22 protein-coding genes, 6 tRNA genes, 1 rRNA gene and 1 riboswitch (1 of these 30 cut by a window edge) are annotated in these 24,814 nt (G+C 58.5%); of the genes, 4 read left to right on the forward strand and 25 right to left on the reverse strand.

Going from position 1 to position 24,814, the window contains the following annotated elements:
- The 5 genes from ACFSKT_RS15845 to ACFSKT_RS15865 form a co-directional block, all read right to left on the reverse strand.
- Entirely contained in the window at window positions 1-450 is a 450-nt protein-coding gene (locus ACFSKT_RS15845; RefSeq protein WP_377721944.1) for a GNAT family N-acetyltransferase, read from the reverse strand.
- 184 nt (window positions 451-634) lie between these two features.
- The gene (locus ACFSKT_RS15850; RefSeq protein ID WP_377721945.1) at window positions 635-2,038 is read right to left on the reverse strand and encodes an NAD-dependent malic enzyme; all 1,404 of its coding nucleotides are present in this window, start codon (window positions 2,036-2,038) and stop codon (window positions 635-637) included.
- Between the two features lie 258 nt (window positions 2,039-2,296).
- The gene (locus tag ACFSKT_RS15855; RefSeq protein ID WP_377721946.1) at window positions 2,297-3,604 is read right to left on the reverse strand and encodes a Glu/Leu/Phe/Val family dehydrogenase; all 1,308 of its coding nucleotides are present in this window, start codon (window positions 3,602-3,604) and stop codon (window positions 2,297-2,299) included.
- A gap of 97 nt (window positions 3,605-3,701) precedes the next feature.
- On the reverse strand, window positions 3,702-5,270 hold the full coding sequence (gene pruA / locus ACFSKT_RS15860; protein ID WP_377721947.1) for an L-glutamate gamma-semialdehyde dehydrogenase: 1,569 nt from the start codon (window positions 5,268-5,270) through the stop codon (window positions 3,702-3,704).
- A 14-nt stretch (window positions 5,271-5,284) separates the two neighbouring features.
- Window positions 5,285-6,199, reverse strand: coding sequence for a proline dehydrogenase family protein (locus tag ACFSKT_RS15865; RefSeq protein ID WP_377721948.1), 915 nt, complete (start codon window positions 6,197-6,199; stop codon window positions 5,285-5,287).
- A gap of 476 nt (window positions 6,200-6,675) precedes the next feature.
- Between ACFSKT_RS15865 and ACFSKT_RS15870 the strand changes: the two genes are divergently transcribed.
- Window positions 6,676-8,424, forward strand: a complete 1,749-nt coding sequence (locus tag ACFSKT_RS15870) for a sigma-54 interaction domain-containing protein (protein WP_377721949.1) — start codon at window positions 6,676-6,678, stop codon at window positions 8,422-8,424.
- A gap of 75 nt (window positions 8,425-8,499) precedes the next feature.
- Here ACFSKT_RS15870 and ACFSKT_RS15875 read toward each other — a convergent pair whose 3' ends face one another.
- Window positions 8,500-8,877 carry a VOC family protein gene (locus ACFSKT_RS15875; protein WP_377721950.1) on the reverse strand — a complete coding sequence of 126 codons (378 nt, stop codon included), beginning with the start codon at window positions 8,875-8,877 and terminating at the stop codon, window positions 8,500-8,502.
- Between the two features lie 294 nt (window positions 8,878-9,171).
- Window positions 9,172-9,253: riboswitch (cyclic di-GMP riboswitch) on the forward strand.
- A gap of 89 nt (window positions 9,254-9,342) precedes the next feature.
- On the opposite strand from ACFSKT_RS15875, the gene ACFSKT_RS15880 reads away from it, so the two are divergent.
- The 3 genes from ACFSKT_RS15880 to ACFSKT_RS15890 all read left to right on the forward strand — a co-directional run bounded on the left by ACFSKT_RS15880 (window position 9,343) and on the right by ACFSKT_RS15890 (window position 14,129).
- The gene (locus ACFSKT_RS15880; RefSeq protein ID WP_377721951.1) at window positions 9,343-12,006 is read left to right on the forward strand and encodes a putative bifunctional diguanylate cyclase/phosphodiesterase; all 2,664 of its coding nucleotides are present in this window, start codon (window positions 9,343-9,345) and stop codon (window positions 12,004-12,006) included.
- Complete coding sequence (locus ACFSKT_RS15885; RefSeq protein WP_377721952.1) at window positions 12,003-13,379, forward strand: ABC transporter substrate-binding protein; 1,377 nt, start codon at window positions 12,003-12,005, stop codon at window positions 13,377-13,379. Before ACFSKT_RS15880 ends, ACFSKT_RS15885 begins: the two co-directional genes overlap by 4 nt.
- A gap of 318 nt (window positions 13,380-13,697) precedes the next feature.
- Window positions 13,698-14,129 carry a hypothetical protein gene (locus tag ACFSKT_RS15890; protein ID WP_377721953.1) on the forward strand — a complete coding sequence of 144 codons (432 nt, stop codon included), beginning with the start codon at window positions 13,698-13,700 and terminating at the stop codon, window positions 14,127-14,129.
- A 134-nt stretch (window positions 14,130-14,263) separates the two neighbouring features.
- Here the strand turns inward: ACFSKT_RS15890 and ACFSKT_RS15895 are convergent, their stop codons facing one another.
- From ACFSKT_RS15895 to ACFSKT_RS15985, 19 genes are all read right to left on the reverse strand, one after another.
- The gene (locus tag ACFSKT_RS15895) at window positions 14,264-14,662 is read right to left on the reverse strand and encodes a rhodanese-like domain-containing protein (protein ID WP_377721954.1); all 399 of its coding nucleotides are present in this window, start codon (window positions 14,660-14,662) and stop codon (window positions 14,264-14,266) included.
- Window positions 14,663-14,672: 10 nt separating this feature from the next.
- Window positions 14,673-15,716: a TlpA family protein disulfide reductase gene (locus ACFSKT_RS15900; protein ID WP_377721955.1), complete on the reverse strand. Its 1,044-nt coding sequence runs from the start codon at window positions 15,714-15,716 to the stop codon at window positions 14,673-14,675.
- Window positions 15,717-15,910: 194 nt separating this feature from the next.
- Complete coding sequence (locus ACFSKT_RS15905; protein ID WP_377721956.1) at window positions 15,911-16,306, reverse strand: rhodanese-like domain-containing protein; 396 nt, start codon at window positions 16,304-16,306, stop codon at window positions 15,911-15,913.
- A gap of 83 nt (window positions 16,307-16,389) precedes the next feature.
- Window positions 16,390-16,656, reverse strand: a complete 267-nt coding sequence (locus ACFSKT_RS15910) for a metal-sensitive transcriptional regulator (RefSeq protein WP_377490403.1) — start codon at window positions 16,654-16,656, stop codon at window positions 16,390-16,392.
- Between the two features lie 78 nt (window positions 16,657-16,734).
- Window positions 16,735-17,217 carry a DsrE/DsrF/DrsH-like family protein gene (locus ACFSKT_RS15915; RefSeq protein ID WP_377721957.1) on the reverse strand — a complete coding sequence of 161 codons (483 nt, stop codon included), beginning with the start codon at window positions 17,215-17,217 and terminating at the stop codon, window positions 16,735-16,737.
- A 14-nt stretch (window positions 17,218-17,231) separates the two neighbouring features.
- Window positions 17,232-17,459: a sulfurtransferase TusA family protein gene (locus ACFSKT_RS15920; protein WP_377721958.1), complete on the reverse strand. Its 228-nt coding sequence runs from the start codon at window positions 17,457-17,459 to the stop codon at window positions 17,232-17,234.
- 4 nt (window positions 17,460-17,463) lie between these two features.
- Complete coding sequence (locus ACFSKT_RS15925; RefSeq protein ID WP_377721959.1) at window positions 17,464-18,621, reverse strand: MBL fold metallo-hydrolase; 1,158 nt, start codon at window positions 18,619-18,621, stop codon at window positions 17,464-17,466.
- A 13-nt stretch (window positions 18,622-18,634) separates the two neighbouring features.
- Window positions 18,635-19,219 (reverse strand): sulfurtransferase TusA family protein, encoded by a 585-nt coding sequence (locus tag ACFSKT_RS15930; RefSeq protein WP_377721960.1) that lies wholly within the window; start codon window positions 19,217-19,219, stop codon window positions 18,635-18,637.
- 167 nt (window positions 19,220-19,386) lie between these two features.
- Window positions 19,387-19,719, reverse strand: coding sequence for a rhodanese-like domain-containing protein (locus tag ACFSKT_RS15935; protein WP_377721961.1), 333 nt, complete (start codon window positions 19,717-19,719; stop codon window positions 19,387-19,389).
- A gap of 13 nt (window positions 19,720-19,732) precedes the next feature.
- A complete protein-coding gene (locus ACFSKT_RS15940; protein ID WP_377721962.1) occupies window positions 19,733-20,524 on the reverse strand; it encodes a sulfite exporter TauE/SafE family protein in 792 nt (263 codons plus the stop codon).
- Between the two features lie 395 nt (window positions 20,525-20,919).
- Complete coding sequence (locus tag ACFSKT_RS15945) at window positions 20,920-22,245, reverse strand: hemolysin family protein (RefSeq protein ID WP_377721963.1); 1,326 nt, start codon at window positions 22,243-22,245, stop codon at window positions 20,920-20,922.
- A 128-nt stretch (window positions 22,246-22,373) separates the two neighbouring features.
- Window positions 22,374-22,829 (reverse strand): GNAT family N-acetyltransferase, encoded by a 456-nt coding sequence (locus tag ACFSKT_RS15950; protein ID WP_377721964.1) that lies wholly within the window; start codon window positions 22,827-22,829, stop codon window positions 22,374-22,376.
- Between the two features lie 184 nt (window positions 22,830-23,013).
- Window positions 23,014-23,090: transfer RNA gene (locus ACFSKT_RS15955), tRNA-Arg, on the reverse strand.
- 20 nt (window positions 23,091-23,110) lie between these two features.
- Window positions 23,111-23,183, reverse strand: a tRNA-Lys gene (locus ACFSKT_RS15960).
- A gap of 9 nt (window positions 23,184-23,192) precedes the next feature.
- Window positions 23,193-23,268, reverse strand: a tRNA-Thr gene (locus tag ACFSKT_RS15965).
- Window positions 23,269-23,279: 11 nt separating this feature from the next.
- Window positions 23,280-23,356: transfer RNA gene (locus ACFSKT_RS15970), tRNA-Asp, on the reverse strand.
- Between the two features lie 107 nt (window positions 23,357-23,463).
- Window positions 23,464-23,540 (reverse strand) — tRNA-Met (locus ACFSKT_RS15975).
- Between the two features lie 5 nt (window positions 23,541-23,545).
- Window positions 23,546-23,620: transfer RNA gene (locus ACFSKT_RS15980), tRNA-Glu, on the reverse strand.
- 126 nt (window positions 23,621-23,746) lie between these two features.
- Window positions 23,747-24,814 (reverse strand): 23S ribosomal RNA (locus ACFSKT_RS15985) (it continues 1,861 nt past the right edge of the window).

A 24,814-nucleotide genomic window follows, 5' to 3' on the forward strand; every position in this document is an offset into this window, starting at 1 on the left:
TTAACGCACCTCCGCCCGCGTCAGCTCCAGGACGTCCGTGCCTCGCGAGAACACGTCGAATCCCGACCGTTTCGCCCAGCCCGCCCGGGTCCAGAAGCCCTGTCCGACTTCATTGTCCGACTTGACGAAAATATGGCACTTGTCGATGCCGTCCGCCGCGATGGCGCCCAAGCAGCGCTCGGTCAGTGCCGCGCCGATCCGCCGTCCCCGACTGGCCGGGTCGACCGCCAAGTGATAGATAAAGCCTCGCCGGCCATCGTGACCGCCCAGAATCGTGCCGACGAGGCGGCCCTCCGCTTCCGCGACGAAGCTCATCCCCGGGTTGCGCGCCAAATACGCCGCGATCCCCTCGCGCGAGTCCGCCCCGCTGAGCTCCAGTCCCTCCACGCCGCGCCATAGTTCCATCATCGCATCGTAATCGGCTGCCGCCATTTCCCTAAATCCGAGCATGTCCGTATTCCTCCCTCTAATCGCCTTACTTCCGATCGTACCGCATTTCGATGCCGGGTCCAATCTAAATTAGGCAAACGATGATTCTCGGCATGCGATGGCAGATACAACAAGAGGCCACCGTTTGGCAGCCCCTTTCTTATCGCATCTATCCGCACCACGCGAAAAGCCCGCACACTCCGATTTAACGGAAATCCGGCGGCACCCGGCGCGACACGCCGGTCAAGATCGCGGTCTCGATGACCGCCTTGCGCACGTTTTGCACGACCTTCTCGTTGAAAATGCTCGGGATGATATATTGCTCGTTCAGCTCGTTCTCCGCAATAACGGCCGCGATCGCGCGAGCCGCCGCCAGCTTCATCGGCTCGTTGATCACCCGCGCGCGGCAGTCGAGCACGCCGCGGAAGATGCCGGGGAACACGAGCACGTTGTTGATCTGGTTCGGGTAGTCGCTGCGGCCGGTCGCGAAGACGGCCGTATGCGGCAGCGCCTCCTCCGGCGCGATCTCCGGCACCGGATTGGCCATCGCGAAGACGATCGGGTCCGCCGCCATCCGTTTCACGTCCTCTCCGTTCAGCAAGTTGCCGCGCGAGACGCCGATGAACACGTCCGCCCCTTCGATCAGCTCCTTCAGCGTGCCCGGTCGGTCTTCGACCTGCGGCTGGTCGGCGAGCCACTGCCACATCGGGTATTCATATTGGCCGCCGCGCACGATCGCGCCTTCGCGGTCGACCGGCACAAGGCGCGTCACGCCGGCGTTCAGCAGCATTTTGCAAATGGAAACGCCCGCCGCGCCGATGCCGTTGACGACGACGCGGATATTGCCGATCCGCTTGCCGGTCACCTTGAGCGCGTTGAGCAGGCCCGCGATGACGACGACGGCCGTGCCGTGCTGATCGTCATGGAACACCGGCATGTCCAGCTCTTCGGCCAGCCGCCGCTCGATCTCGAAGCAGCGCGGGGAGCTGATGTCCTCGAGGTTGATGCCGCCGAAGATCGGGCTGATCGCCTTGATCGTGCGGATGATCTCCTCGGTATCCTTCGTGTCGAGGCAGATCGGGAAGGCGTCCACGTCGGCCAGCTGCTTGAACAGCATCGCCTTGCCCTCCATGACCGGCGCCGCCGCGTGCGGCCCGATATCGCCTAGGCCCAGCACCGCCGTGCCGTCGCTGATGACCGCGACCGTATTGCGCTTGATCGTCAGCGAATACGCCTTGTCCGGATTCTCGGCGATCGCGGTGCATACCCGCGCCACGCCCGGCGTATAGACGCGCGAGAGATCGTCGCGGTTCTTGATCGGCAGCTTCGGCGTCACTTCGACCTTGCCGCCCAGATGGACGAGGAACGTCCGATCGGAGACGTTAATGAGCTTGATGCCCGCCTGCGCCTTCAGCGAGTCGACGATCGTCGCTTCCTTCGTGTCCGCCACGTCGACCGTAATATCCCGCACGGACGACTCCTTGCCCGGGCGGATGACGTCGATCGACGTAATGTCGCCGCCAGCGCGGCTGATCGTCGCCGCCACGTCTCCGAAGCTCACCAAGCCATGGTTCAATTCCACGCGCAAAATAATGCTGGTCTGTGCCATATTGGCCTCCCCCTTATTGGCTTACTTGGGTGTAGATGAATGAAAAGTTCCGCCTAGGACGTAGCAACGAGAATGAGGCTGAAGAAGTTTAGGCGGAATGCTCGTCGTTCCAGTAATGACCGATCCGCATAGAGCCTAAACGCTCGCCTTTGTGTCCGGACTCCATCCCCATACTATTCCATCTTGGGGATCCGGTAAACATCGGCGATTCTAGGAACATTCCCGGCTGCTAAGCATCTGTTTGATGGAATCCGTTCTCTACACCCATCCTCTCCATCTGACTGCCTCCGTCATCCTTCTCAGTCCCACGATATACGCGGACAGCCTCATGTTGACGCGCTTGGCCTGCGCGGTCTGGTACACCTGATGGAACGAGGCGGTCAACAGCTCGGTTAGCTTGCGATTAACCTCTTCCTCGGACCAGTAGTAGCCTTGATTATTTTGTACCCACTCAAAATAGGATACGACCACGCCGCCCGCGCTGGCAAGCACGTCCGGCACGAGCATGATGCCCCGCTCCGTCAGGATGTCGGTCGCCTTCGCCGTCGTCGGCCCGTTCGCCGCCTCCACCACGATGCGCGCCTGGATCAGCCCGGCGTTCGCTTCCGTAATCTGATTCTCGATCGCCGCCGGGACGAGGATGTCGCACGGCATCGTCAGCAGCTCGGCGTTCGTGAGACGATTCGGGAACAGATTCGTCACCGTGCCGAAGGAGTCGCGGCGGTCCAGCAGATGATCGATGTCGAGGCCGTCCTCGTTATACAGCGCGCCGACCGCGTCCGCGATGCCGACGATCCGCGCGCCGGCGTCGTGCAGGAACTTCGCCAGGAAGCTGCCTGCATTGCCGAAGCCCTGAATGATGACGCGCGAGCCCTCGACCGGAAGACCGGCGAGCTTCGCCGCTTCCTTCAGCACGATCGTCACGCCGAGCGCCGTCGACGACTCTCGCCCCTGCGACCCGCCGAGGACGAGCGGCTTGCCCGTGATGAAGCCCGGCGAATCGAACTCGCGGATGCGGCTGTATTCGTCCATCATCCACGCCATCACCTGGGAGTTCGTGAACACGTCCGGCGCCGGGATATCCTTCGTCGGACCGACCAGCTGGCTGATCGCGCGGACGTAGCCGCGGCTGAGCCGTTCCAGCTCGCGGAAGGACATCGACCGCGGATCGCACTGGATGCCGCCTTTGCCGCCGCCGTACGGCAGATTGGTCAGGCCGCATTTGATGCTCATCCACATCGAGAGCGCTTTCACTTCCTCCTCCGTGACGTCCGGATGAAAGCGCACGCCGCCTTTGGTCGGACCGACCGCGTCATTGTGCTGCGCCCGGTAGCCGGTGAACACCTTGACCGAGCCGTCGTCCATCTTGACCGGGATCCGCACGGTCAGGACGCGAAGCGGCGCCTTGAGCAGCTCGTACATCCCTTCGTCGCAGCCCAAGTACTGCAAGGCCGTATGTATCGTTTGCTGAGTGCGCGTGAATAAATCCAAGTTCTCGGTCTCCGCCTGCTTCGCATCCGCCGTATTCGCCGCATTCGCGGGCAAGCTGCTTGTCTGGTCCATCATCCGGATATCCCCTTCGACAGTCGTGTTAGGTTGAGTGAAGGCGAGAATTCAAGAAAGAGCCCTTGAATCGCGTAGAAGCAAGGGCTCTTATGAAAAATTACAGCTTGCGGGACGTCATTTTGGCTTGCGTGAACAGCAGCAGGTAGTCGTAGCCGCCCGCCTTGGAATCCGTGCCGGACATGTTGAAGCCGCCGAACGGATGCGCGCCCACGAGCGCGCCGGTGCATTTGCGGTTGACGTACAGGTTGCCGCAGTGCATCGTCTGGAGCGCTTCTTCAATGCGGCTCTCGTCCTTCGAGAAGAACGCGCCGGTCAGGCCGAACTCGGTATCGTTGTACAGGTCGATCGCCTCGCGCCAGTCCTTCGCTTTGCCCAGCGCCAGCACCGGTCCGAAGATCTCCTCCTGCATGATGCGCGCTTTGCCGTCCACGTCGGCGAATACCGTCGGCTGAATGTAGTAACCGTTGCCTTCGGCTTTGCCGCCGCCGGCGATCAAGCGGCCTTCGCTCTTGCCGATCTCGATGTAGCCGAGAATCTTGTCGTAGGAGCCTTGGTCGATGACCGGACCCGCCGCGAAGTTCTGCTCCGGAAGACCGGACTCAATCTGCTTCGTCAGCGCGGCGACCTTCTCCACGACTTCATCATATACGGATTCCACGATGAATGCGCGGGAACCAGCGGAACACTTCTGGCCTTGGAAGCCAAACGCCGAAGCGACGATCGCTTGCGCGGCCGCAACGAGATCCGCCGTTTCGTCCACAACGATGCCGTCCTTGCCGCCCATCTCGGCGACGAGGCGCTTGATCCAGATCTGGCCGGGCGCCGTGTCTGCGGCCAGACGGCTGATGCGCAGGCCAATTTCCTTCGAGCCCGTGAAGCTGACGAAACGCGTCTTCGGATGCGTCGTCAAATAGTCGCCCACTTCGGCGCCGCTGCCCGGCACGAAGTTGAGGACGCCCGCCGGCAGGCCGACTTCTTCCATCAGCTCGACGAACATGTGCGCGATGACCGGCGTCGTGGAAGCCGGCTTCAGCAGAATCGTGTTGCCCGATACGATCGCGGCCGTCGACATGCCGACGCAGATCGCCAGCGGGAAGTTCCACGGCGGGATCACGATGCCGACGCCAAGCGGGATGTAGGTCAGCTTATTGTCCTCGCCGGCGACAGGCGTCAGCGGCTGGTGCTCGTTGATCGCCGCGAGGCGCAGCATTTCGCGCGCGTAGAATTCCATGAAGTCGATCGCTTCCGCCGTGTCGGCATCCGCTTCCGCGTAGTTTTTGCCCGCTTCGAGCACCATCATCGCGGAGAACTCGTGCTTGCGCTCGCGCATGATCGCCGCGGCCTTGAACAAGTATTCGGCGCGCTCGGCGGCCGGCACCTTCTTCCACGTCTCGAACGTGGCGAGCGCCTTCTGCATCGCCTGTTCGGCGAGCGATTGATCCGCTTTGCTCACGTAACCGATCACTTCATCCACGTTGCCCGGGTTGATCGATTTGATTTTTGCATCCGTGAAAATTTTCTCCGCGCCGATATGCAGAGGCAATTCGCGGCCTAGACGCGCTTTCACTTTGGCGATGGCCGCTTCCATCGCCTGCTTGTTCTCTTCCAGCGCGAAGTTGACGAACGGCTCATTGCGGAACGTTTCGTTTTTCGTAAGGATACTCATGTATGGAACACTCCTTATTTAAACATATTTTTGAGCACGAACCAGACATTGGCGGGACGTTCCGCCAAGCGGCGCATGAAATAACCGAACCAATCGTTCCCGTACGGAACGTAGACGCGCACTTTGTAGCCTTCGGCGACCAGCTTCTTCTGCAAATCCTCGCAAATGCCGTAGAGCATCTGGAATTCGAAACGGTCGTTTGGTATACCATATTCCCGTACGATCTCTTTGGCGTATTGAATCATCGCCTCGTCATGCGTCGCGATCGCGGCATAATTACCGTTGAGCAGATGCTGGCGAATGATGGTCTTAAAGTTGTTGTCGACGTCCGCCTTCTCGGGGAACGCGACCTTCGGCGATTCCTTGTAGGCGCCCTTCACGAGGCGTAGGTTCGCCTTGAGCTCGTTCAGGTCGGCGATGTCCTGCTCCGTCCGGTACAGGTACGCCTGAATGACGATGCCCACGTTGTCGAACTCTTGGCGCAGCTCGCGGTATATATCGAGCGACATCTGGCAGTGCGCGTAATCCTCCATGTCGATGCGGACGAAATTGCCGTACGACCGCGCGCGGGTCAGAATATCCCGCATATTCCGCATGCACAGCTCGCGGCTAATATCGAGACCGAGCGACGTCATCTTGAGCGACAGGTTCGCCGTCACGCCCGCTTGATGGATCGCGTCGAGCGTGAGCAGACACATCGTGGCGGATTCCTTCGCTTCCTCCTCCGTGAACACGAACTCGCCCAGGTGGTCGAGCGTCACCACGCGCCCGCTGGCATTCAACTGCTTGACCGCATCGATCGAATGCTTGATCGTCTCCCCCGCCACGAAGCGCTGCGCGCCGAAGCGCAGCCCATACCGTTTCGCCAGTTTGTTCGCCGGGCGGTTCTTCGCCAGCTTCAGAAACATATTCCGCATAACCGTTTCCATGGTGTCACCCCTGCCTTAACACGTTATACTCCGATTATACACAATATGTTCACATTGTACATTGATAATTTAAAATTGAACACATATACCATATTAGTAATGAATATGTACAAATTTGAACATATATACCCATAAAAGAAGCCGCATTCCCCAGGCGAGACTCCCCAAACGACGCAGACTCATACATACTACCGCCTAAAGGATGTCCTAGAACTAAACCATAAGCGTGTTCCGCAACGCGTCCGTGCGCTTGACTTCCGATTAGTCGTGGCGTAATTGTGACCATTGGATTGTGTAGAACGGGCCGTCTCCCCCACTTTCGCCCCGACAGCTCTGCCATACTCGTGCTACTTCGTGTTCATCATTAAACAGTCGACCCATTAGAAAGTTATGGTCGAATTCCGAGCTTCCTTGTTGTAAATGATAAAGGGCGCATGGTAAATTTATAGAAATATACATATGATGCGAGGTTAACGATGTTCAAGATTGAACAATTACCGATCCATTCTTTCGAGACGCTGCACCCGCAAGCCGGCCTTGAAGAATTGATCCTGCTGCTCCGCCGCGGCCTGGACGCCTGCGTGACGGCCAATGGGCGCTCCTACGTGTTCACGCCCAAGGACCTCTGCTATTTCCAAGGCGACTTGGGCGGAACCGTCGGCGAGTATGTCGCCGACAAAACACATCTCGCCTCGTTCATGCTGCCGTATACGAACGACCTTCGCGCGCTGAACGCGGCGCTGGCGGATATCCCGGACGACGTCTCCCGGCTGATCATCGTGCAGGATGAGAACGGCGCGCTGCTCGGCTCGTGCCCGCTCGGCAGCCTCGTGCGCGTAGTGCTTGGCGAGCTGCAGCGGCTGGACGCGTATTTCGCCACGCTCGCCGAGACAGTGACCGATGCCGTCACCGTCGTCGACCGGAGCGGCTCCGTTATTTGCTGGAACAGCAACGCGGAGGAGATCTACGGCATCCCGAAGGAAGAGATTCTCGGCCGGCGGATCGGCGAGCATTTCGATCCCGAAGCGCTCATGGTGCTGCGCATTCTCGACGAGGGCCGGATGCTGCGCGGCGCGTACCATCGCCCTCGGCCGGATACGCACGTCCTCATTAACGCTTCTCCCATCTACGACATGAACGGACGCATTATCGCGAGCATCGCGACCGAGCAGGACATTACGCATCTGGTGAAGCTGAACGACGAGCTGACGACCGTGCAGGCCGCGCCGGCCGAGCTGGCCGGCAGCAGCGACGATCCGTTCGCCGGCATCAAGGGCAAGGGCGGCGCGATCAACAAGGCGATCACCCTCGCGCGCAAGGTCGCCGGCGCCTCGGCGCCGTTCCTCCTCGTCGGCGAATCCGGCACGGGCAAGGAGCAGTTCGCGACGGCGATCCATCAGGCGAGTCCGCGCGCCGGCCAGCCGTTCGTCATCGTCAACTGCGGCTCTATCCCGCCCGGCTTGCTCGACATCGAGCTGTTCGGCTATCAAGGCGGCACCTTCTCAGGCCAGGATACCGGCAAAGCGGGCGCGCTCGAAGCCGCCGGAGGCGGAACGCTGTTCCTCAATGAGATCGACAAGCTTCCCGTGGACATTCAGGCGAAGCTCTATCAGGCGATGCAGACCCGGATGGTCACCCGCAGCGGCGCGGAAACGCCCGTCCGCATCGAGGCGCGCGTCGTCGCCGCGACGGATCAGCTGCTGGCCGACATGGTCGCGGCGCGAGCATTCCGGGACGATCTGTACTATGCGTTCAATATCGTCTCGATCGCCATCCCGCCGCTGCGCGAGCGCAAGGAGGACATCCCGTCGCTGGCCCAGCTCTACGTCCGCGATTATGCGCTTCAATACCAGAAGCCGATCCCGGTATTCGATCCGGGCGTCATGGTGGCCCTTATGAGCTATCAGTGGCCGGGCAATCTGCGGGAGCTGCGCAACGTCATCGAGCGGTGCATCATTCTATGCGATGGCGAGCAAATCACGATGGAGCTGCTGCCGGAAGCGCTCCAGCGCGATCAGCTGCAGCGCGATGCCGCCCCGGACGAGGAATCCGGCTTCTACCACGAACGCAAGGCGCTCAAGCCCGCGCTCACGCAAGAGGACGAGATCGCGCTCATCGAGGAGGCGCTCGCCAAGACGTTCGGCAACAAGAGCGCCGCCGCCAAGCTGCTCGGCATCTCGCGCGGGACGCTGTATAATAAGATGAAGGAGTTTCATCTGAGCTAAGCGATATCGGCACGCATGCCAAAAAGAGTCCGGGAAGCATGAATCATGCTTTCCGGACTCTTTTTGCGTACTGCTTTATCGCATCCGCTCCATGAACTCCAGACGGTTGCCGAACGGATCCTGGACGTAAAACCTCCCGACGCCTTCCTCCGCCCGCGCATCGTCGTCCATGACGATTACCCCCCGGCCTTGCAGTTGGGCTTTAAGCTGGTTCAGCCCCCGGACACGGAAAGCCGGATGCGCCTTGGCCGCCGGGACGAAGTCCTTTTGCACGCCGACATGCACCTGATGCGCGCCGCATTGGAACCATGCTCCGCCTCGGGCTCGCAGCGGCTCCGGCTTCGGAATTTCCGGCCACCCGAGCAATCCGCCGAAGAAACGCCGCGCCGCGTCCTCGCAGCCTTCCGGCGCCGCCAACTGCACGTGATCGATACCGTCGAATTGAAATGCCATCCCATTCGCCCCCCATTTTCAGTTTCACTCTACAAAACACAGTTTCATTTCATACTGATTTTACAACGTTATCCAGTAAAAGACCACCCTCTTTCGAACATGGTCCTTTCGGCAGCTTCTCGTTGAGTTCGGCGGTGAACACAAACTTTTTTTTAGGCCGGCAGGAAAAAAGGAAGGTTGCACAGAAATGATAATCTCGAGCAACAATTACCATTGAGTTGCCTTTCCATTTCCACTACAATTGACCTACCAAGTCTTATGACCTACAACCTAGCAGCCTAGTCATTCATGAATCAACATATCGGGCAAACTATGCGAAAGCATAGGACGCAAAGCCACGGATCTGAAATCCAAGTATGATCGCCGGGTTGCTACCATCTCTTGAACGAACTTCGAATCAGGGGAATGCCCATGGCATTTCCCTGATTTTTTTATGTCCAAATTCACCGTGCAGGAGGACCCATCGTGGAGGGACAAGCTCTACTTTCCCATCTCAATGCTCGCAAATGGGCCATTTTCATCGCCGTCGTCCTATTGGCCGTCGCCATCGAGAGCCAGCCGCTTTCCCTCGTCTACGGCATTTCGCTTTCCTTCGGCAGCGTGTTGCTGTTCGCCTCCATCGGCCTGCTTCAGCTCCGCTACGTGGCGCTTGGCGCGCTGACGGTCTATGGCGCCTGCATGCTCGCATTCGGTCACTCCCCCTTCGTGCTCGTTCATCTTGCCGAGCTGCTGGCCGTCGGACTGTTAAGCCGCAACAGCGCCAAGCCCCTTTTCTTCTGGGACGCCTGCTTCTGGGCGGTCATCGCCCTCCCGGCGGCGTTCATCCTGCACGTCACTGATCATCAAACATCCGAAATCGTGCTGGCCCTGCTCGTCGGCGCCGCCAACAGCATGATCAACGCCACGCTGGCCGGCATCGTCGTCAAATATTTGCCGGTCTGGATCCGCATCGCCCCAAGGACGAAGCAGCCGATCCACCTGAAGCAAGCGCTGGCCCACTTCACGCTCTTCATGATCTTCGTTCCCTATCTCATGTACTTGTCCATCGGCAGCGCCAACATTACCGACACGCTGGAACGCAATACGCTTCACCAGTCGGAAGGCACGGCCAGCAGCATCAAGGAAGAGCTGGGCCGCTGGACCGCCGAGGAATACCGCTCCGTGAAGCTCGGGTCGGATATCCAGATCGGCTACTTGCAGAACATGATTAACAAATACACGAGCGAAGGCATGTCGCTCATCACCGTGACCGACAACAAGAACCGGATCATCGCCGATACCCAGGGCTCTCCTTACGGGCTGAAGTTCACCCGGCTTCAAGCCGATGTCAAGAAGCAATTCAACGACCGGTTCTACCTGACCTTGCCGGCCAATGCCCATACGCGTCAAACCTGGCAGGATGCGGGTTATCTGTATATTCAGGAAGTCCCGCAGGCGTCCATGACGATCTACATCGATACGCCGCTCGGTCCGTTCCTCGACTCGATCTACGAGGAATATTTCTACCATTTCCTGAACCTGATGCTGTGCGCGCTCGGGGTCACCCTGCTCGTGCTGCTGTTTGGTCGCATGCTCACCGGCACGATTACGGAGCTAGCAGCCACCACCGCGAACTTGCCCGACCGGCTCAAAAGGATGGAGACGCTCGAATGGCCGACAAGCGGCATTATCGAATTCAACTCGCTCATTCAGAACTTCCAGCATATGTCGCGCGACTTGTTCCGGCTGTTCCAGGAATCGTCGGACGCGAACAGCAAGCTCAAGGACCAGACCGCCAAGCTGATGGTCTCCGAAGAGAAGCTCCAGCATTTGGCGTACTACGACGGTCTGACCGGCTTGCCGAACCGGCTTCACTTCTCCAATCACCTGCTGCGCGTGCTGGAGGAGCATCAACAAAGCGAACGAAGCGCCGGCCAGTCGGTGGCGGTCATGTTCGCGGACTTGAACCGGTTCAAGCAGATCAACGATACGATGGGCCATGCCGCGGGCGACGAGCTGCTGCAGCGGGTGGCCGAGCGGTTCGCCCGCTACGAGTCCGGGCAATGCCGCATTTTCCGCCTCGGCGGCGACGAGTTCGTCGTCGTGCTCGTCTATGAGGACGAGGCGCTGCTGCACGAGACGGCGGACGCGATCTGCCGCACGTTCAACGACGCCATTATGATCGCGGGAACCGAGCTTTACATATCCGTCAGCTTGGGCATCAGCGTCTACCCGCGGGACAGCCGCGATCACGATTCCCTGCTGAAGCATGCGGATATGGCGATGTATCAGGCGAAAGAACAAGGGACCAGCTGCTATCGCTTCTTCGACGACGAGATGAACCGATACCTCGCGGAGAAGATGCAGCTGGAAAACGGTCTGCGGATCGCGATCCGCTCCGGCGAGTTCAAGCTCCATTACCAACCGAAGGTGGCGGTCGCCACCGGGCGAATCAGCGGCGCCGAAGCGCTCATCCGCTGGTATCACCCGAATCTCGGCCTCATCCCGCCGGACCGCTTCATCCCGCTTGCGGAAACCTCCGGCTTGATCGCCGAGATCGACGCCTGGGTCATCCGGGAAGCCTGCCGGCAGAACCGCGTCTGGACGCGGCAGGGCATGCCGCCGCTGCCGGTCGCCGTCAACATCTCCGGCCGCCATTTCGAACAGGGCGAGCTTCCGCAGCTGATTCGGTCGATCGCCGATGAGACGGGGATGGATCTCTCTCTGCTGACGCTCGAGATTACGGAGGGCATCTTCATCCGCAATCCCGACAAAGTCGTCGCGCAGCTCGAGGCGCTCCGGGCGCTCGGCCTTCGCGTCTCCATCGACGATTTCGGCACCGGCTATTCGTCCTTGAACCAGCTGCAGCGTCTGCCCGTCGACGAGGTCAAGCTTGACCGCACGTTCATGAAAGGGATCGTGAACGATCCCAAGAAGTCCCGCATCGTCGGCGCCATCGCCGAGCTGCTGCGCAGTCTGCAGCTGCACGTCGTCGTCGAAGGCATTGAGACCCTGGAGGATTATCGATATATCGAGAAGCTAGAGTGCGAAGAAGCACAGGGCTATTGGCTTAGCCGGCCGCTGCCGGCGGAAGAATTCGCATCCTTCCTGCAAGCCTACGCCAAGGAAGATCGGGAGGAAATATCATGAGAAATCGCAGCATGCGCCGCTTGGGCTTGACGCTGATCACCGCTGTACTCGCCGTCGGGCTGGCCGGCTGCTTCGCCTCCGGCACCGGGACGAAGCAGCTCGGCGCGGAGAACGAATCCACGTCCGCGATGCCGCCTGCGGAAGGCGCGGACAAGACGCAGGAGATTGACCCGAACATCAGCGCGGAGCTGACGCTATGGGTGTACTATAAAGGCTTTGACAAGCTGATCCCGCAGTTCCAGAAGCTGTATCCAAACGTGAAGGTGACGGTGAAGGACTTCCTGTACGCCTCGTACGAGAACGAGTTCCTGCAGGCGCTGGCCGACGGCGACGTGCCGGACGTCATGCTCGTGGACAGCGCGCAGTTCGGCTCCTTCTCCTCGATCAAAGGCGTGGAGAACCTGCTCGATCCGCCATATAACGCCGGTCAATACGAGAAGGATTTCAGCGAAGCGTTATGGCGGAGCAATATGTCGCTGGATCGGAAACGACTCGTCGGCTTCCCGCTCTCCAGCTCGCCGATCGTCACCTACTACCGCAAGGATATCATGGACAAATACGGCTTCCCTTCCGAACCGAAGGCGCTCGGCGATTATATGGCCGACAAGGACAACTGGCTGAACATGGCCAAGACGCTGAAGCAGGACGGCATCTATTTGACGCAGTGGGACCCGGAGATCGTCTTGAACTTCGAGCGCACGCAAAGCTTCTTCGACGACGAGCTCCGCTTCCAGCGCAACAACGAGCTGTTCAAGGAAGCGATCGATATCGCCAAGGTCATCCACGACCTCAACCTGGCCGCGCATCTCGACGTCTGGACCTCCAGCGGCGAAGAAGCCGTGCGCAAAGGCAGCATCGCGATGATGTACATGGGCACATGGGGCGGCGATCAAATCAAAGCGTGGGCGCCGGAATCCGCCGGTCTCTGGCGGGAGACGCGGCTCCCGTTCAATCTCTACGGCTGGCAGAACAGCGCCAACTTCATTCTCCCGTCCGATGGGAAGAACAAAGCGCTTGCCTGGAAGTTCATCGAGTTCTACGTCACCGAAGCGAGCAAGAACGGCATGGCGGGATCGGTCCCGGCTTATCTGCCGGCGCGCGGCAACCCAAAGGAGCTGGCCTCCGTCAATCCGTACATGGGCAACCAGCCGGTGTACGCGCTGCACGAGGAGCTCGTGAACAAAATGGCCGAACTCGTGCCGACGCCGCTCGACGCGAAAGCCGCGGCGATCTGGGACAAAATGCTTGCCCAAGGCATCGAGCGCAAAATGGACACCGCGACCATGCTCGACGGCATCGAAGAGCGCATCGTCTCGTCGCTAGCGACGGAGATCGATATTTTGAAGCGCAATCTGGAAGAGTCGTCGCCTTGACCGGCTTCCTGCCGACGATCCTCCTCCTTCGATGAATACCGCTTTCCATGGCAAAGAGCCGCAGATATTCAATCTGCGGCTCTTTGGCGCGGCCCCCATAGTTACCGCTTGCGGCACGCGAGAACCCGACATCAGCGAGCCGGCGCATTGGTAGAGGAAGGAGAGATGCTCTCACGCTTGGATTGCGCCTGGCAGGCGCCCGGACCGTTCATTCGCTGGGCATGCGCAGTAATATTTGATAGCCGGTTTTATGTCCAATCCTCTCTTAATCTAGCTGCATAATCTATGATGAAGGCAACTATAGGAGGTGATTTAAGAGTGGCTATCTTTTTGGATTCCAAAACCTCGCAGAACGCAAGTTATGCGAACTCGATCGCAATTCCGATATCGATCCTGGGCACCCCTACGCTCGTCGCGCAGCAGACGCTTGACCTCTCCGCAGGCAACGCCAACCTGACGCGCGTCACGTTCTCGGGCACGATCGCGCTGCAGCTCGGCTTGCTGCCCGTCGCCACGAACGTAACGATCGGTGTCTATCGCGGGCTCGACACATCCGGTGTTCTTGTGTACTCGGCTTCCGAGAACATGGATATCAACTTGCTCGGTCCGCAAGTGTTCTCCCTCTCGGGCTCTGATTTTAACGCGCCCAATATTGCGGGCGTCCCGTACAGCGTATTCGTTACGGTTACCGCCCTCGGCGTCACGCGGGTCGGTCCGGAAAGCTTCAATTTTATAGCAATCACCGACTGACGCAGCTTGAACGGCTAGCTATTCATCCTGGCAGGCGGTATGCATTTCACCCGGCCAGAATACGTCGGATATCAGGAAAGGGCAGCCGCGGAGGCTGCCCTTTCTGCTTCGGCTTGCGCCTGCTAGTTATAAAATCAACAACAAGGGCACTGTCTACACGGCGCGCTGCTTTCCTGCTCGGATTCGTACAACGCGTACGACAGCTGCCGGAAGCCTTTGGCCCGCAAAAATCGAGCCGCCCGGTACACCTCGGAAGGCTTCCCGCCCAACAGCACGAGCGGCCGCTCCGCTTTCACATATCTGCGCCAGAACGAGCTGAGCCGACCGAGCGACAAATTGACCGCCCCGTGGTAATGCCCCTCTTCGAATTCCAAGTAGTCCCGCACGTCCAGCAGCTGCACGTCTTTCCCCGCCTCCAGCCCGGACAAGTCCCGAAGCGCGTGCTGCCGCAACCCTCGGACCGGCGCGTACTTGCGATACATCCAATAGGCGATCGCCACCAGCATAATTAGACCCAGCAAACGAAACATCATCGTTCCTCCCTCAGCTCATGTCCCGGATTATTCGATGCATACCGTCATAATCGACTGCGCCAAGCAGCCTTGCATGGATGATGCCATCCGGCGCGATGAATACCGTCGTCGGATACGTGCGGATGTTGTACGCCGCCATCGCAGCGCCTTCCTCATCCAGCACGATGGGGAATGTCGTGCCTTTCTTGTCCGCGAACGCCCATACGGCGTCCGGACCGCGCTCCGTGGTCGTCATGTTCACCGACAGGAGCACCACCTCTTCATTGTCATATCTGTCGTACAGCTTCTGCATATGCGGCATCTCCGCTTGGCATGGCGGACACCAGCTCGCCCAGAAATTCAGGACGACGACCTTCCCTTTGTATGCGGAGAGCGCGACCGGCTTGCCGGCCCGGTCCACGAGTCGGATATCGGGCGCCAGCTGGCCTTGCTTCGCTCCGATCTGCACGCTTCCCGGCGCGGCTTGCGACGCGGCGAGCGGGTCATCCGCAGCCGGGAACTGCACGCGCATAACCGTCATCAGCGCCAAACAGCCGAGCAGGACACCCGAAGAGAGCTTGCGCCAATCGGGAGACTCGCGTCGTGCTAGGAGCCAGATGGTCAGCAGCAGCGCGGCGAGCGTCGCCGCCAGCCGGCGAACGGACCATGAATCGGCGAACCATGGCTCAACGGCCATGAACGTCCCTGCAGCGCCGAACGCCATGATACAGACGGTCTCCGCCGACGCCAACAGACCGACTTTGGCGCGATGCCCTTTGAACAGAAGATAGGCCGACGATACGACCGATGCCAGCATAGCCCCTTTGGATCCGCCGCTAAAATACAACAGCGATCTCCACTCCGCCATAACTGTAACCGGATCGAATACAATTATACTCGCTTTCCAGACGATTAGCCAGAGGAAAACCGCCTGCAGCGCGTCCGATGCTTGCGTCTGCGGGAGGGCGCCTCGCTTCGCACGCAGACGCACGCCCAGCACCCCGGCTAATCCCGACAACAGGTACACCGCGATTTCCAAGTTCAGCGCCAGCTGCCCTGCCTGCACTGTATACATTCCGCCGTCATCCCCTTCTCATAGCAAAGGCCCTACGCTTGAGCAGGTAGGGCCCTTCCTTCATACTGATCGTCCTTCTTGCATACGTACCGGCGCTGCGCCGGTCTCGAATTTCCAATAGGAAACGCGACGCCCCGCTAAAAGACGACGCAGCTGTCTCAGCTGGCGCGTCGATTTCTAGCCGCCTGGCTTCCTTAGCGCGCCCGCTCCGCGTGCCATGCGGAGATGCCGCCCTTCAAATGCGCGATGCGGCCATATCCCCTCCGCTGCAGGAGCCGCGCTGCCCGCTTACTCCGAACGCCGCTTTGGCAATAGAGATATACGCTGCGTTCCTTCGGAATCTCGTCCAGTCTCCGGCCGAGCGCGGACAACGGAATATGGACCGCGTTCGGAATCGCGCCCCGGCGGAACTCGCCCGCTTCCCGCACATCGAGCAGCAGCGCCTCTCTGGGCGCTTCCGCAAGCTCCCGGTTGAACTCGCCTGCAGCCAGCGTCCGAAGCCCCTTCACCGGCCCGAACTGCAAATACAGCAGCCACAGGGCAAGCGCCGCGATTGCGATATCGATGATCGTATTGAGATTAAACGTCATTGTTTTCGTTCCCTCCGTAACATTAGGAGAGACGGCATGCGCGTCAACCGACCGCCGCCGCTCCTACCAGCCGTCCTCGTCCGCTACCTGCTTTTCACCAGCAATTCGATCGCTTGCTTCACCAGCTTGCCGGTATCGCCGCCCGCCGCCTGTTCCTCCAGAATGCAGTGCTGCAAGTTTTCCGCGACGATCTGGGCAATCGCCTTGTCCGACGCATTGCGCACCGCCGACAGCTGACTGACGACGTCCTTGCAGGACTGGCCTTCATCCATCAGGCGCAGCACGCCCCGAATCTGGCCTTCGATACGGCGAAGCCTCGTCTTCATCTCGTCGGTATATTGGAATTCCATCCTGTTCATCCCCCTTTCGGATTGATCACACATACACGTATGGGTATAGTATAAGGCAAAACGGGGGGCTGTACACCTTTAAATAAACAGATTCACGTTGCCGTCAGACGCCTCGCCGAGATACGTGGCAACGCCGCCAAGCTCGAGATCCTCGATCAGCTCTTCACGCCGCAGGCCGAGCAAATCCATCGTCATCGTGCAGGCAACCAGCTTGACGCCCTGCTCTTGAGCCAGCTCGATCAGCTGCGGCAGCGTGAGCGCGTTATGCTTCTTCATGACGTGCTTGATCATCTGCGGACCCATGCCGGCCATATGCATCTTGGAGAGGCCCAGCTTGTTCGCGCCGCGCGGCATCATCCAACCGAACAACCGCTCCAGCAGGCCTTTATTCGTCTGAACCGGACCGTCCTGGCGCAGTGTGTTCAGCCCCCAGAATGTGAAGAAGATCGTCACGTCATGATCGTAGGCCGCCGCCCCGTTGGCAATAATGAATGCCGCCATCGCCTTGTCGTAATCGCCGCTAAACAGGACAATCGTCGTTTTTTTCTTGTTCGCTTCCATCCCGATCCCTCCTTCTAGGCCTTCCGCACGTAGAACGCGTAGACGCCGCCGATCTCTTCATGGCGCACCAACTCGTGTCCGGTCTGCTTCACCCAGGCGGTAAAATCGTTGACCGAGCCTTTATCCGTCGACAGCACCTGCATGATCTGGCCCGCGCTCAAGCCGCTCAGCGCTTTCTTCGCCTTGACGATCGGCATCGGGCATGCCAACCCTTTCGTATCGACCACCATGCTGATTTCCATATCCTCATCCTCCTTTGTTATCGTGAATGGCGCAGCGATTCGGTCCGCTCTCCATCTCGCGTTGTTCTTCCAGCGCGGGCGTCAGGCGCCCCATATTCGTGCGGCGAATCGCCTCATAGGCGTTCGGGTGCCGTGGCAAATGTTCCGTCACCGTCCGGCGAAATGCCGTCTCGTCCGCAATGTTCAATCCGGGATTGCCCGCGAACAAATCCCCCAGCCGCGCCGCCACGTCGCCTCGCTCGCCTAGCTCCTGCCAGGATCCGAAATGCGCCGGCAGCACGACCAGTTCTTCCGGCAGCGCCCGATACCTTTCATACAACGTCTCGCGCAGATCGCCCACCCAGTCTTCCCCGAGTCCCGCGAGATCCGGACGCCCGATAGACGCGAGGAACAAACTATCGCCCGTCAACAGGTACGTCCCGTCCACGAGGAACGATGTACTGCCGATCGTATGCCCCGGCGAATGCAGCGCCTGAATCTCGATCGCCGCGCCGCCGACAGCAATGCGCACGCCATCCTCCAGCTCGGCATAGTCGAACGTCACCTCTTGCGCATCCTTCGGCGGCAGCCAATACGTCCCTCCCGACTGCAGCGCCAGCTGCCGTCCGCCGCTTATATGGTCCGCGTGCAAATGCGTGTCGAGCGTATGCCGAATATGCGCGCCGCGTTCCCCCGCCACTTGCAGAATCGTCTCCTTCATGCGCGGCGCATCGATCACCGCCGCTTCGCCGTTCGATACGATCATGTAAGAGAGACAACCTTTGCCCATCCGCACGAACTGATAGAGCTCGCCGTCACCGCGAAGATCGCCGATTTTAACCGGCCGAACGTACTCGCTCCACGCCTTCATCCCGCCTTCGAGATAGCGCACGCCGCTAACACCCGCCTCGGCCAGCTGTTCGGCCACGAACACGGACGAGCCTTCCTTGGCGCACACGACGAGCATCTCCCGACCCGCAGGCAGCAGCTCAAGCGCGCCTTCAACCCCATCCAGCAGCTCGAAATAAGGAATATTAACCGAGTCGACCTGCTTGCCTTCGATTTTCCAATCCGCATAATCGGCGGCGTTGCGCACATCCAGAACAAATAACGGCTTCCCGCCAATGATGAGATTGGCCGCCTCCTCCGCCTTCATGCCGCCTATGCTCGCTGTCGTTGTCATCCACGTTCTCCCCCTATGCCTGACGTTCGATAGGACCGTCCCAAGCGGACATCCCCGGAACCGTGTTGTAGATAGTGGGTAATCCGAGCGCGGCCAACTGCCTGCAAGCCAGATCGCTGCGCATCCCCGTACGGCAAATGACGTAGATTGGCGCATCCTTCGGCAATTCATTCGCCCGTTGATCCAGCTCGCCCAGCGGAATCGATACGGAACCGGGTATCCGGCCGAACGCGTACTCCGCCGGTTCCCGCACGTCCAGCAGCGTCAACGCCTCGCCGCCGATCATTTTCGTTCGCAGTTCCTCGTTCGTTACCGTTCTGGCGAATGGCTCTTCGTTCCGTACGTCATCCAAATTCGCTTTCCGGATAAAATGCTTCATTATGCCGCCCTCGTGAATCGTCCCTAAGTAGTGATGGCCCATCGAGCCGGCCCAGCCCTGCAGATCGGCTAGCGATCCTTTGTCCGTCGCCTGCACTTCGATGACTTGGCCCGCCTGGAGCTGAAGCATCGCCTTCTTCGTGCGCACGATCGGCATCGGACAGGCAAGCCCTTTGCAGTCCAATAAGAAGTCCGTCGGTATCGATGATGTTTCGGACATTTCTCGTCCTCCCCTTATAGCAGTTACTCATACCCCTATACGTATTAGAATGAATAAAAAATTTTGGTCTTTTACCAGTGACATGCTGATTGTCCCGTCTTGGCCGTACACACAACCGAATTCACCTTCCCCATATCGTAAACGTACCGTCACGTCACTCCGGCCTGCTACGATCTCCGGCTCGAGCTCGCGGTCAAATCGCCCGGCCATGCGAGCAGCCCGCCGGTCATGTTGATGACATCGTAACCGAGCGACTCCAGCAGCTCGCACGCCAGTCCGCTCCGATTGCCGCTGCGGCATACGACCAGCGTTGCCAGCCCTTCTTCCAATTCGGCATGACGCCGGCTCAGCTCGCCAAGCGGGATGGGGATCGAACCTTCGATATGACCGATTTCCCATTCCGCGCTCTCGCGGACGTCGACGATCTGAAGCGATCCTCCTTTGTCCAGCCATGCTTTCGCTTCTGCCGTTGTCATGGATTTCGCAAACTTCCCTGCCATTCGTACACGCCCCTTAACGTTGTAAAAGGATATCGAGCCATATCTTTAATGCCGTTAACGTAATGAGGACCGCGAGCATGCCTTGCAGCCACCCGACCTTCAGACGCCGACCGACCCTCGCGCCCATAGGCGATCCTACCAAGCTCGCCGCCACCATGACCATAGAAGGAACGAGCAGCATATGCCCGCCCAGCGCCTTCCCGGCTGTGGAGCCCGCCGAAGAGAGGAACGTGATCGCAAGCGACGACGCGACCGCCACCCGGGTCGGAATCCGGAGCAGGACGAGCAGGACCGGCAGCAGGATGAAAGCTCCGCCGGCGCCGACGATGCCGGACATCAACCCGATGACCGATGCGCTGCCGGCTGCCAGCCCTGTATGAAACTCCGGCGGCGCTCCATCCGCGAGCTCTATATTGCGCTTGGGCATCAACATCATGACCGCGGCTGCGAGAGCCAGAAGCGCATACGCCACGCGAATTCCCGACTCGGGCACGAACGAGGAGCCATAGCTGCCCGCCAGACCGCTCAGGGTGACGGGTACCCCCATGTATCGAACCAGTCGGCCGTGAATCAGCCCACTCCTCCGGTAAGCTAACGCCCCCGATAAGGTGGCGAATAATACTTGTACCGCCCCAATCGCGGATACTTCATGCGCGCTAAATGCCGCATATCCCAGTGCAGGCGGAACATACAGCAGCAGCGGAAAATTCACGATCGAACCTCCGATGCCCGCTAACCCGGATAGGAAAGCTCCGGCCCAACCAATCGCAAATAACATCAATAACCAGCCTACATCCGCATGCATGCATCAAACTCCTTCCAAACAAAGCCGTTTCAATCAAGGAGTCTATAATAGTAACATACATATACCCCTATGGGTATTATATTAGGTGCTCATACCGATCGTTGTCAACAAGGAAGCATGTTGGAAAATACCGGATGTCTCTTGCCGCGGGTGACGCGTCTGCTTAATTCCCCAACCGGGCCCCGCTCTACCCCTTGCTGTAGCGGCTTGCGACGCAACGCGCGGCTCATCCGCAAACAAGACCGCTTTGGCACCGATCCACGGTCTCATCCCGACTACGGAGCTCTCGAAAACTGTGGTCTCGCCAAGGTACGGCGAGCAACATGTTATCCTTCTCGCAAAAAAGCCGCAAGCCTAGTCTCCCAGGCTTGCGGCTGCTTCTCGATATCCTTGCGTTATTCATCGGCCTCCGCAGCCGATGCCTTCGCAAGCCTTGTTGCTTTTACCTTGCCAATGCGCTTGCGTATGACTTCTTCCACCCGGAACAGCACGCCTTCGAGCTCGACCGTAGGCTGTTCGCCTTTGCGCGGAATCGTGCCCAGCTCGCCGATCAAAAACCCGCCCAGCGTGTCGTATTCGTCCAGCGGCAGATGAATATCGAGCAGCTCGTTCACTTCGCGCAGGGAGATCAGACCGTTAATGAGGTAGGTGTCCTCATCCAGCTGTTCGATTTCTTTCTCGTCATCGTCATGCTCGTCGAAAATGTTGCCGACGATTTCTTCGATCAGATCTTCGATCGTAATAATGCCGGCCATGCCGCCGTACTCGTCGATCGCGATCGCCATGTGGACCTTCTTCGTCTGCAAATCATGAAAGACATCGTCGATCGGCTTGGACGCCGGTATGAAGTACGGCTTACGCAGCAGCTTGCTCAACTCGAACTGCTCCGCGCAGCCAACGTTAATGTACGGGATAAGGTCCTTCGTGTGAAGAATACCGACGATGTTATCGTGGTCCCCTTCGTAGACCGGGAAACGCGTGTATTTCTCCAAATGCGCGACCTGGATCAACTCGCTTAACGTAATCGTGACCGGAATGCTAACGACGTTCGTCCGGTGCGTGATGATATCCAGCACGTTCTTATTATCGAACTCGAAAATATTATGAATCATTCGCTTCTCGGTTTCTTGAATGGCGCCATTCTCGTTGCCGACGTCCAGCATCATGCGGATTTCTTCTTCGGTGACCTGCTCCGTGTTGGCATTCGGATCGACGCCGAACAGCCGGACGAGGACGTTGGTCGATAACGTCAGCAATTTGACGAAAGGCGACGTTACTTTCGAAATAAACGTCAGCGGCGTAACCGCGAACATCGCGATGCCTTCCGCCTTCGTCATCGCCAGCCGCTTCGGTACCAGCTCGCCGAAAACCAGCGTGAAGTAGGACAGAATCAGCGTAATGATAATGAGCGAGACGGTCTCGAGCATTTCGATCGAAAGCGGTATGCCCGCATCGAACAGCACCTGCGCCAATCCGCCGGCGAACGATTCGCCCGCGAATGCGGATGCCAGGAAACCCGCAAGCGTAATCCCGATTTGAATGGTCGCCAAGAAACGGCTCGGTTCGCCCAGCAATTGGACGAGCAGTTTGGCTTTCTTATGACCGTTATCGGCCATCGCTTTGATCTTGTTGTCGTTCAGCGAAATGAGTGCGATTTCTGATGCAGCAAAGAAGGCATTAAGCACGATAAGCAAAATCAGGACAACAATTTCTATGGACAAAACAATGGACCTCCCAAGATATTTTACAAATGCTTTTACAAACAGCTATCCTTGTTTATACGCAACAAACCGGAAAAGTTGCATGATCTTTGTTATCAGCGGGCTTACCCCCGCTGATGCTGATCTGTTTATCCTTCGCAACATGGCTCTCGTTTACGCAGCACGCAGCGAAAACGTTCGGTTCCTGGATACTCCTCGCCTAAGCTGTAGACGCGAAACCCGACTTTCGCATAATACCCGACGGCCTCGGCATCCGTCTCCGCGGTTAATTGCACGGCTTGCCGTGTCCGCATCCACTCGGCAATCATGCCGCTGCCGATCCCGCGGCTCCGATCGCTCGGTCTGACCGCAAGATGAAGCAACTCATATTCCCCAACGCGTACCTCCCGGATACCAATCAATCCGACAAGCCCCGATTCGCCTAGCCTGCCGAACAAGCCGCAAGCCTCATCGCGATAGCGAGCCCACGCGCGCTCCCTGCTGGACGGTTCGGGCCAGACGCACAGTGCCAACAAGCGCTTGACCTCTTCCTGATCTTCGTAGTCCGCTAACGGAAATAAAGCAGACTCCACGCGAATTGTCACCGTTCTCCCCGCCTCCGATACGCGATTGCGTCATCCGCGTTGATTTCTAACCATTGTACCATAATTAGGCATGCCACCATCACGCAACTTCACAACGAAACAAAAAAGAAGCCGGTCTCGCGCATCATCACGAAACCGGCTTCTGCATATATGGAGCGAATGCTTGATCCGCTGCTTGGCAATATGGCGCGCCCTGAGAGATTCGAACTCCCGACCTTTTGATTCGTAGTCAAACGCTCTATCCAGCTGAGCTAAGGGCGCCTATTCACAAATGAAAAGCATGAGCCATGTAGGACTCGAACCTACGACACCCTGATTAAAAGTCAGGTGCTCTACCAACTGAGCTAATGGCTCAAACCTAAGTGGTGCCGCCGAGAGGACTTGAACCCCCAACCTACTGATTACAAGTCAGTTGCTCTACCAGTTGAGCTACAGCGGCAAGTTTATAAATGGCGGAGCCGACGGGATTCGAACCCGCGGTCTCCTGCGTGACAGGCAGGCATGTTAGGCCTCTACACCACGGCTCCGCAGAAAAAGGTAGTTATGAGCGGCAGGATTTGATCGAATGCAGCCTCAGGCCTAGGTTCCTTGAGCAAGCTGCGCATTAGGTCCACTCCGTGTCACTTCATGCTTATGGTAGCGGCGGAGGGACTCGAACCCCCGACCCTCCGGGTATGAACCGAATGCTCTAGCCAGCTGAGCTACGCCGCCATGAATGGTGACCCGTAGGGGATTCGAACCCCTGTTACCTCCGTGAAAGGGAGGTGTCTTAACCCCTTGACCAACGGGCCTTCTTAAGATGCGCCATGCCCAATAAAAAAAACCACTCTCATTGGGGTGATTTCTCTTATGTGCATATTAGGATGCACCTTCAAAACTGGATACGAAACTTACAGTCCTTTTAGCTTTGTTTCATTTAGGATAAGCCCTCGACCGATTAGTATTCGTCAGCTGCATGCATTGCTGCACTTCCACCTCGAACCTATCAACCTGGTCGTCTTCCAGGGGTCTTACTAATTGGGAAATCTCATCTTGAGGGGGGCTTCACGCTTAGATGCTTTCAGCGCTTATCCCGTCCGTACTTGGCTACCCAGCGGTGCTCCTGGCGGAACAACTGGTACACCAGCGGTACGTCCATCCCGGTCCTCTCGTACTAAGGACAGCTCCTCTCAAATTTCCTACGCCCACGACAGATAGGGACCGAACTGTCTCACGACGTTCTGAACCCAGCTCGCGTACCGCTTTAATGGGCGAACAGCCCAACCCTTGGGACCTACTTCAGCCCCAGGATGCGATGAGCCGACATCGAGGTGCCAAACCTCCCCGTCGATGTGGACTCTTGGGGGAGATAAGCCTGTTATCCCCAGGGTAGCTTTTATCCGTTGAGCGATGGCCCTTCCATTCGGTACCACCGGATCACTAAGCCCGACTTTCGTCCCTGCTCGACTTGTTGGTCTCGCAGTCAAGCTCCCTTATGCCTTTGCACGCTTCGAATGATTTCCAACCATTCTGAGGGAACCTTTGGGCGCCTCCGTTACATTTTAGGAGGCGACCGCCCCAGTCAAACTGCCCGCCTGACACGGTCCCCCCACCCGATTCAGGGTGGCGGGTTAGAACTCCGATACGATCAGGGTGGTATCCCAACGGCGCCTCCACCCAAGCTGGCGCTCAGGCTTCAACGGCTCCCACCTATCCTGTACAGATCGTACCAAAGTCCAATATCAAGCTGCAGTAAAGCTCCATGGGGTCTTTCCGTCTTGTCGCGGGTAACCTGCATCTTCACAGGTATTAAAATTTCACCGGATCTCTCGTTGAGACAGCGCCCAAGTCGTTACGCCATTCGTGCGGGTCAGAATTTACCTGACAAGGAATTTCGCTACCTTAGGACCGTTATAGTTACGGCCGCCGTTTACTGGGGCTTCGGTTCATAGCTTCGGGTTGCCCCTAACCACTCCCCTTAACCTTCCAGCACCGGGCAGGCGTCA

Source organism: Paenibacillus xanthanilyticus (genome assembly GCF_042682185.1).
In the GTDB taxonomy this organism is placed as follows: Bacteria; Bacillota; Bacilli; order Paenibacillales; family Paenibacillaceae; genus Paenibacillus_Z; species Paenibacillus_Z xanthanilyticus.

What these genes read in the sequence shown, in the direction of transcription:
- ACFSKT_RS15845 (WP_377721944.1), bottom strand. Translation starts at nt 450, where the DNA reads ATGCTCGGATTTAGGGAAATGGCGGCAGCCGATTACGATGCGATGATG.
- ACFSKT_RS15850 (WP_377721945.1), bottom strand. Translation starts at nt 2,038, where the DNA reads ATGGCACAGACCAGCATTATTTTGCGCGTGGAATTGAACCATGGCTTG.
- ACFSKT_RS15855 (WP_377721946.1), bottom strand. Translation starts at nt 3,604, where the DNA reads ATGATGGACCAGACAAGCAGCTTGCCCGCGAATGCGGCGAATACGGCG.
- pruA (WP_377721947.1), bottom strand. Translation starts at nt 5,270, where the DNA reads ATGAGTATCCTTACGAAAAACGAAACGTTCCGCAATGAGCCGTTCGTC.
- ACFSKT_RS15865 (WP_377721948.1), bottom strand. Translation starts at nt 6,199, where the DNA reads ATGGAAACGGTTATGCGGAATATGTTTCTGAAGCTGGCGAAGAACCGC.
- ACFSKT_RS15870 (WP_377721949.1), top strand. Translation starts at nt 6,676, where the DNA reads ATGTTCAAGATTGAACAATTACCGATCCATTCTTTCGAGACGCTGCAC.
- ACFSKT_RS15875 (WP_377721950.1), bottom strand. Translation starts at nt 8,877, where the DNA reads ATGGCATTTCAATTCGACGGTATCGATCACGTGCAGTTGGCGGCGCCG.
- ACFSKT_RS15885 (WP_377721952.1), top strand. Translation starts at nt 12,003, where the DNA reads ATGAGAAATCGCAGCATGCGCCGCTTGGGCTTGACGCTGATCACCGCT.
- ACFSKT_RS15895 (WP_377721954.1), bottom strand. Translation starts at nt 14,662, where the DNA reads ATGATGTTTCGTTTGCTGGGTCTAATTATGCTGGTGGCGATCGCCTAT.
- ACFSKT_RS15900 (WP_377721955.1), bottom strand. Translation starts at nt 15,716, where the DNA reads ATGTATACAGTGCAGGCAGGGCAGCTGGCGCTGAACTTGGAAATCGCG.
- ACFSKT_RS15905 (WP_377721956.1), bottom strand. Translation starts at nt 16,306, where the DNA reads ATGACGTTTAATCTCAATACGATCATCGATATCGCAATCGCGGCGCTT.
- ACFSKT_RS15910 (WP_377490403.1), bottom strand. Translation starts at nt 16,656, where the DNA reads ATGGAATTCCAATATACCGACGAGATGAAGACGAGGCTTCGCCGTATC.
- ACFSKT_RS15915 (WP_377721957.1), bottom strand. Translation starts at nt 17,217, where the DNA reads ATGGAAGCGAACAAGAAAAAAACGACGATTGTCCTGTTTAGCGGCGAT.
- ACFSKT_RS15920 (WP_377721958.1), bottom strand. Translation starts at nt 17,459, where the DNA reads ATGGAAATCAGCATGGTGGTCGATACGAAAGGGTTGGCATGCCCGATG.
- ACFSKT_RS15925 (WP_377721959.1), bottom strand. Translation starts at nt 18,621, where the DNA reads ATGACAACGACAGCGAGCATAGGCGGCATGAAGGCGGAGGAGGCGGCC.
- ACFSKT_RS15930 (WP_377721960.1), bottom strand. Translation starts at nt 19,219, where the DNA reads ATGTCCGAAACATCATCGATACCGACGGACTTCTTATTGGACTGCAAA.
- ACFSKT_RS15935 (WP_377721961.1), bottom strand. Translation starts at nt 19,719, where the DNA reads ATGGCAGGGAAGTTTGCGAAATCCATGACAACGGCAGAAGCGAAAGCA.
- ACFSKT_RS15940 (WP_377721962.1), bottom strand. Translation starts at nt 20,524, where the DNA reads ATGCATGCGGATGTAGGCTGGTTATTGATGTTATTTGCGATTGGTTGG.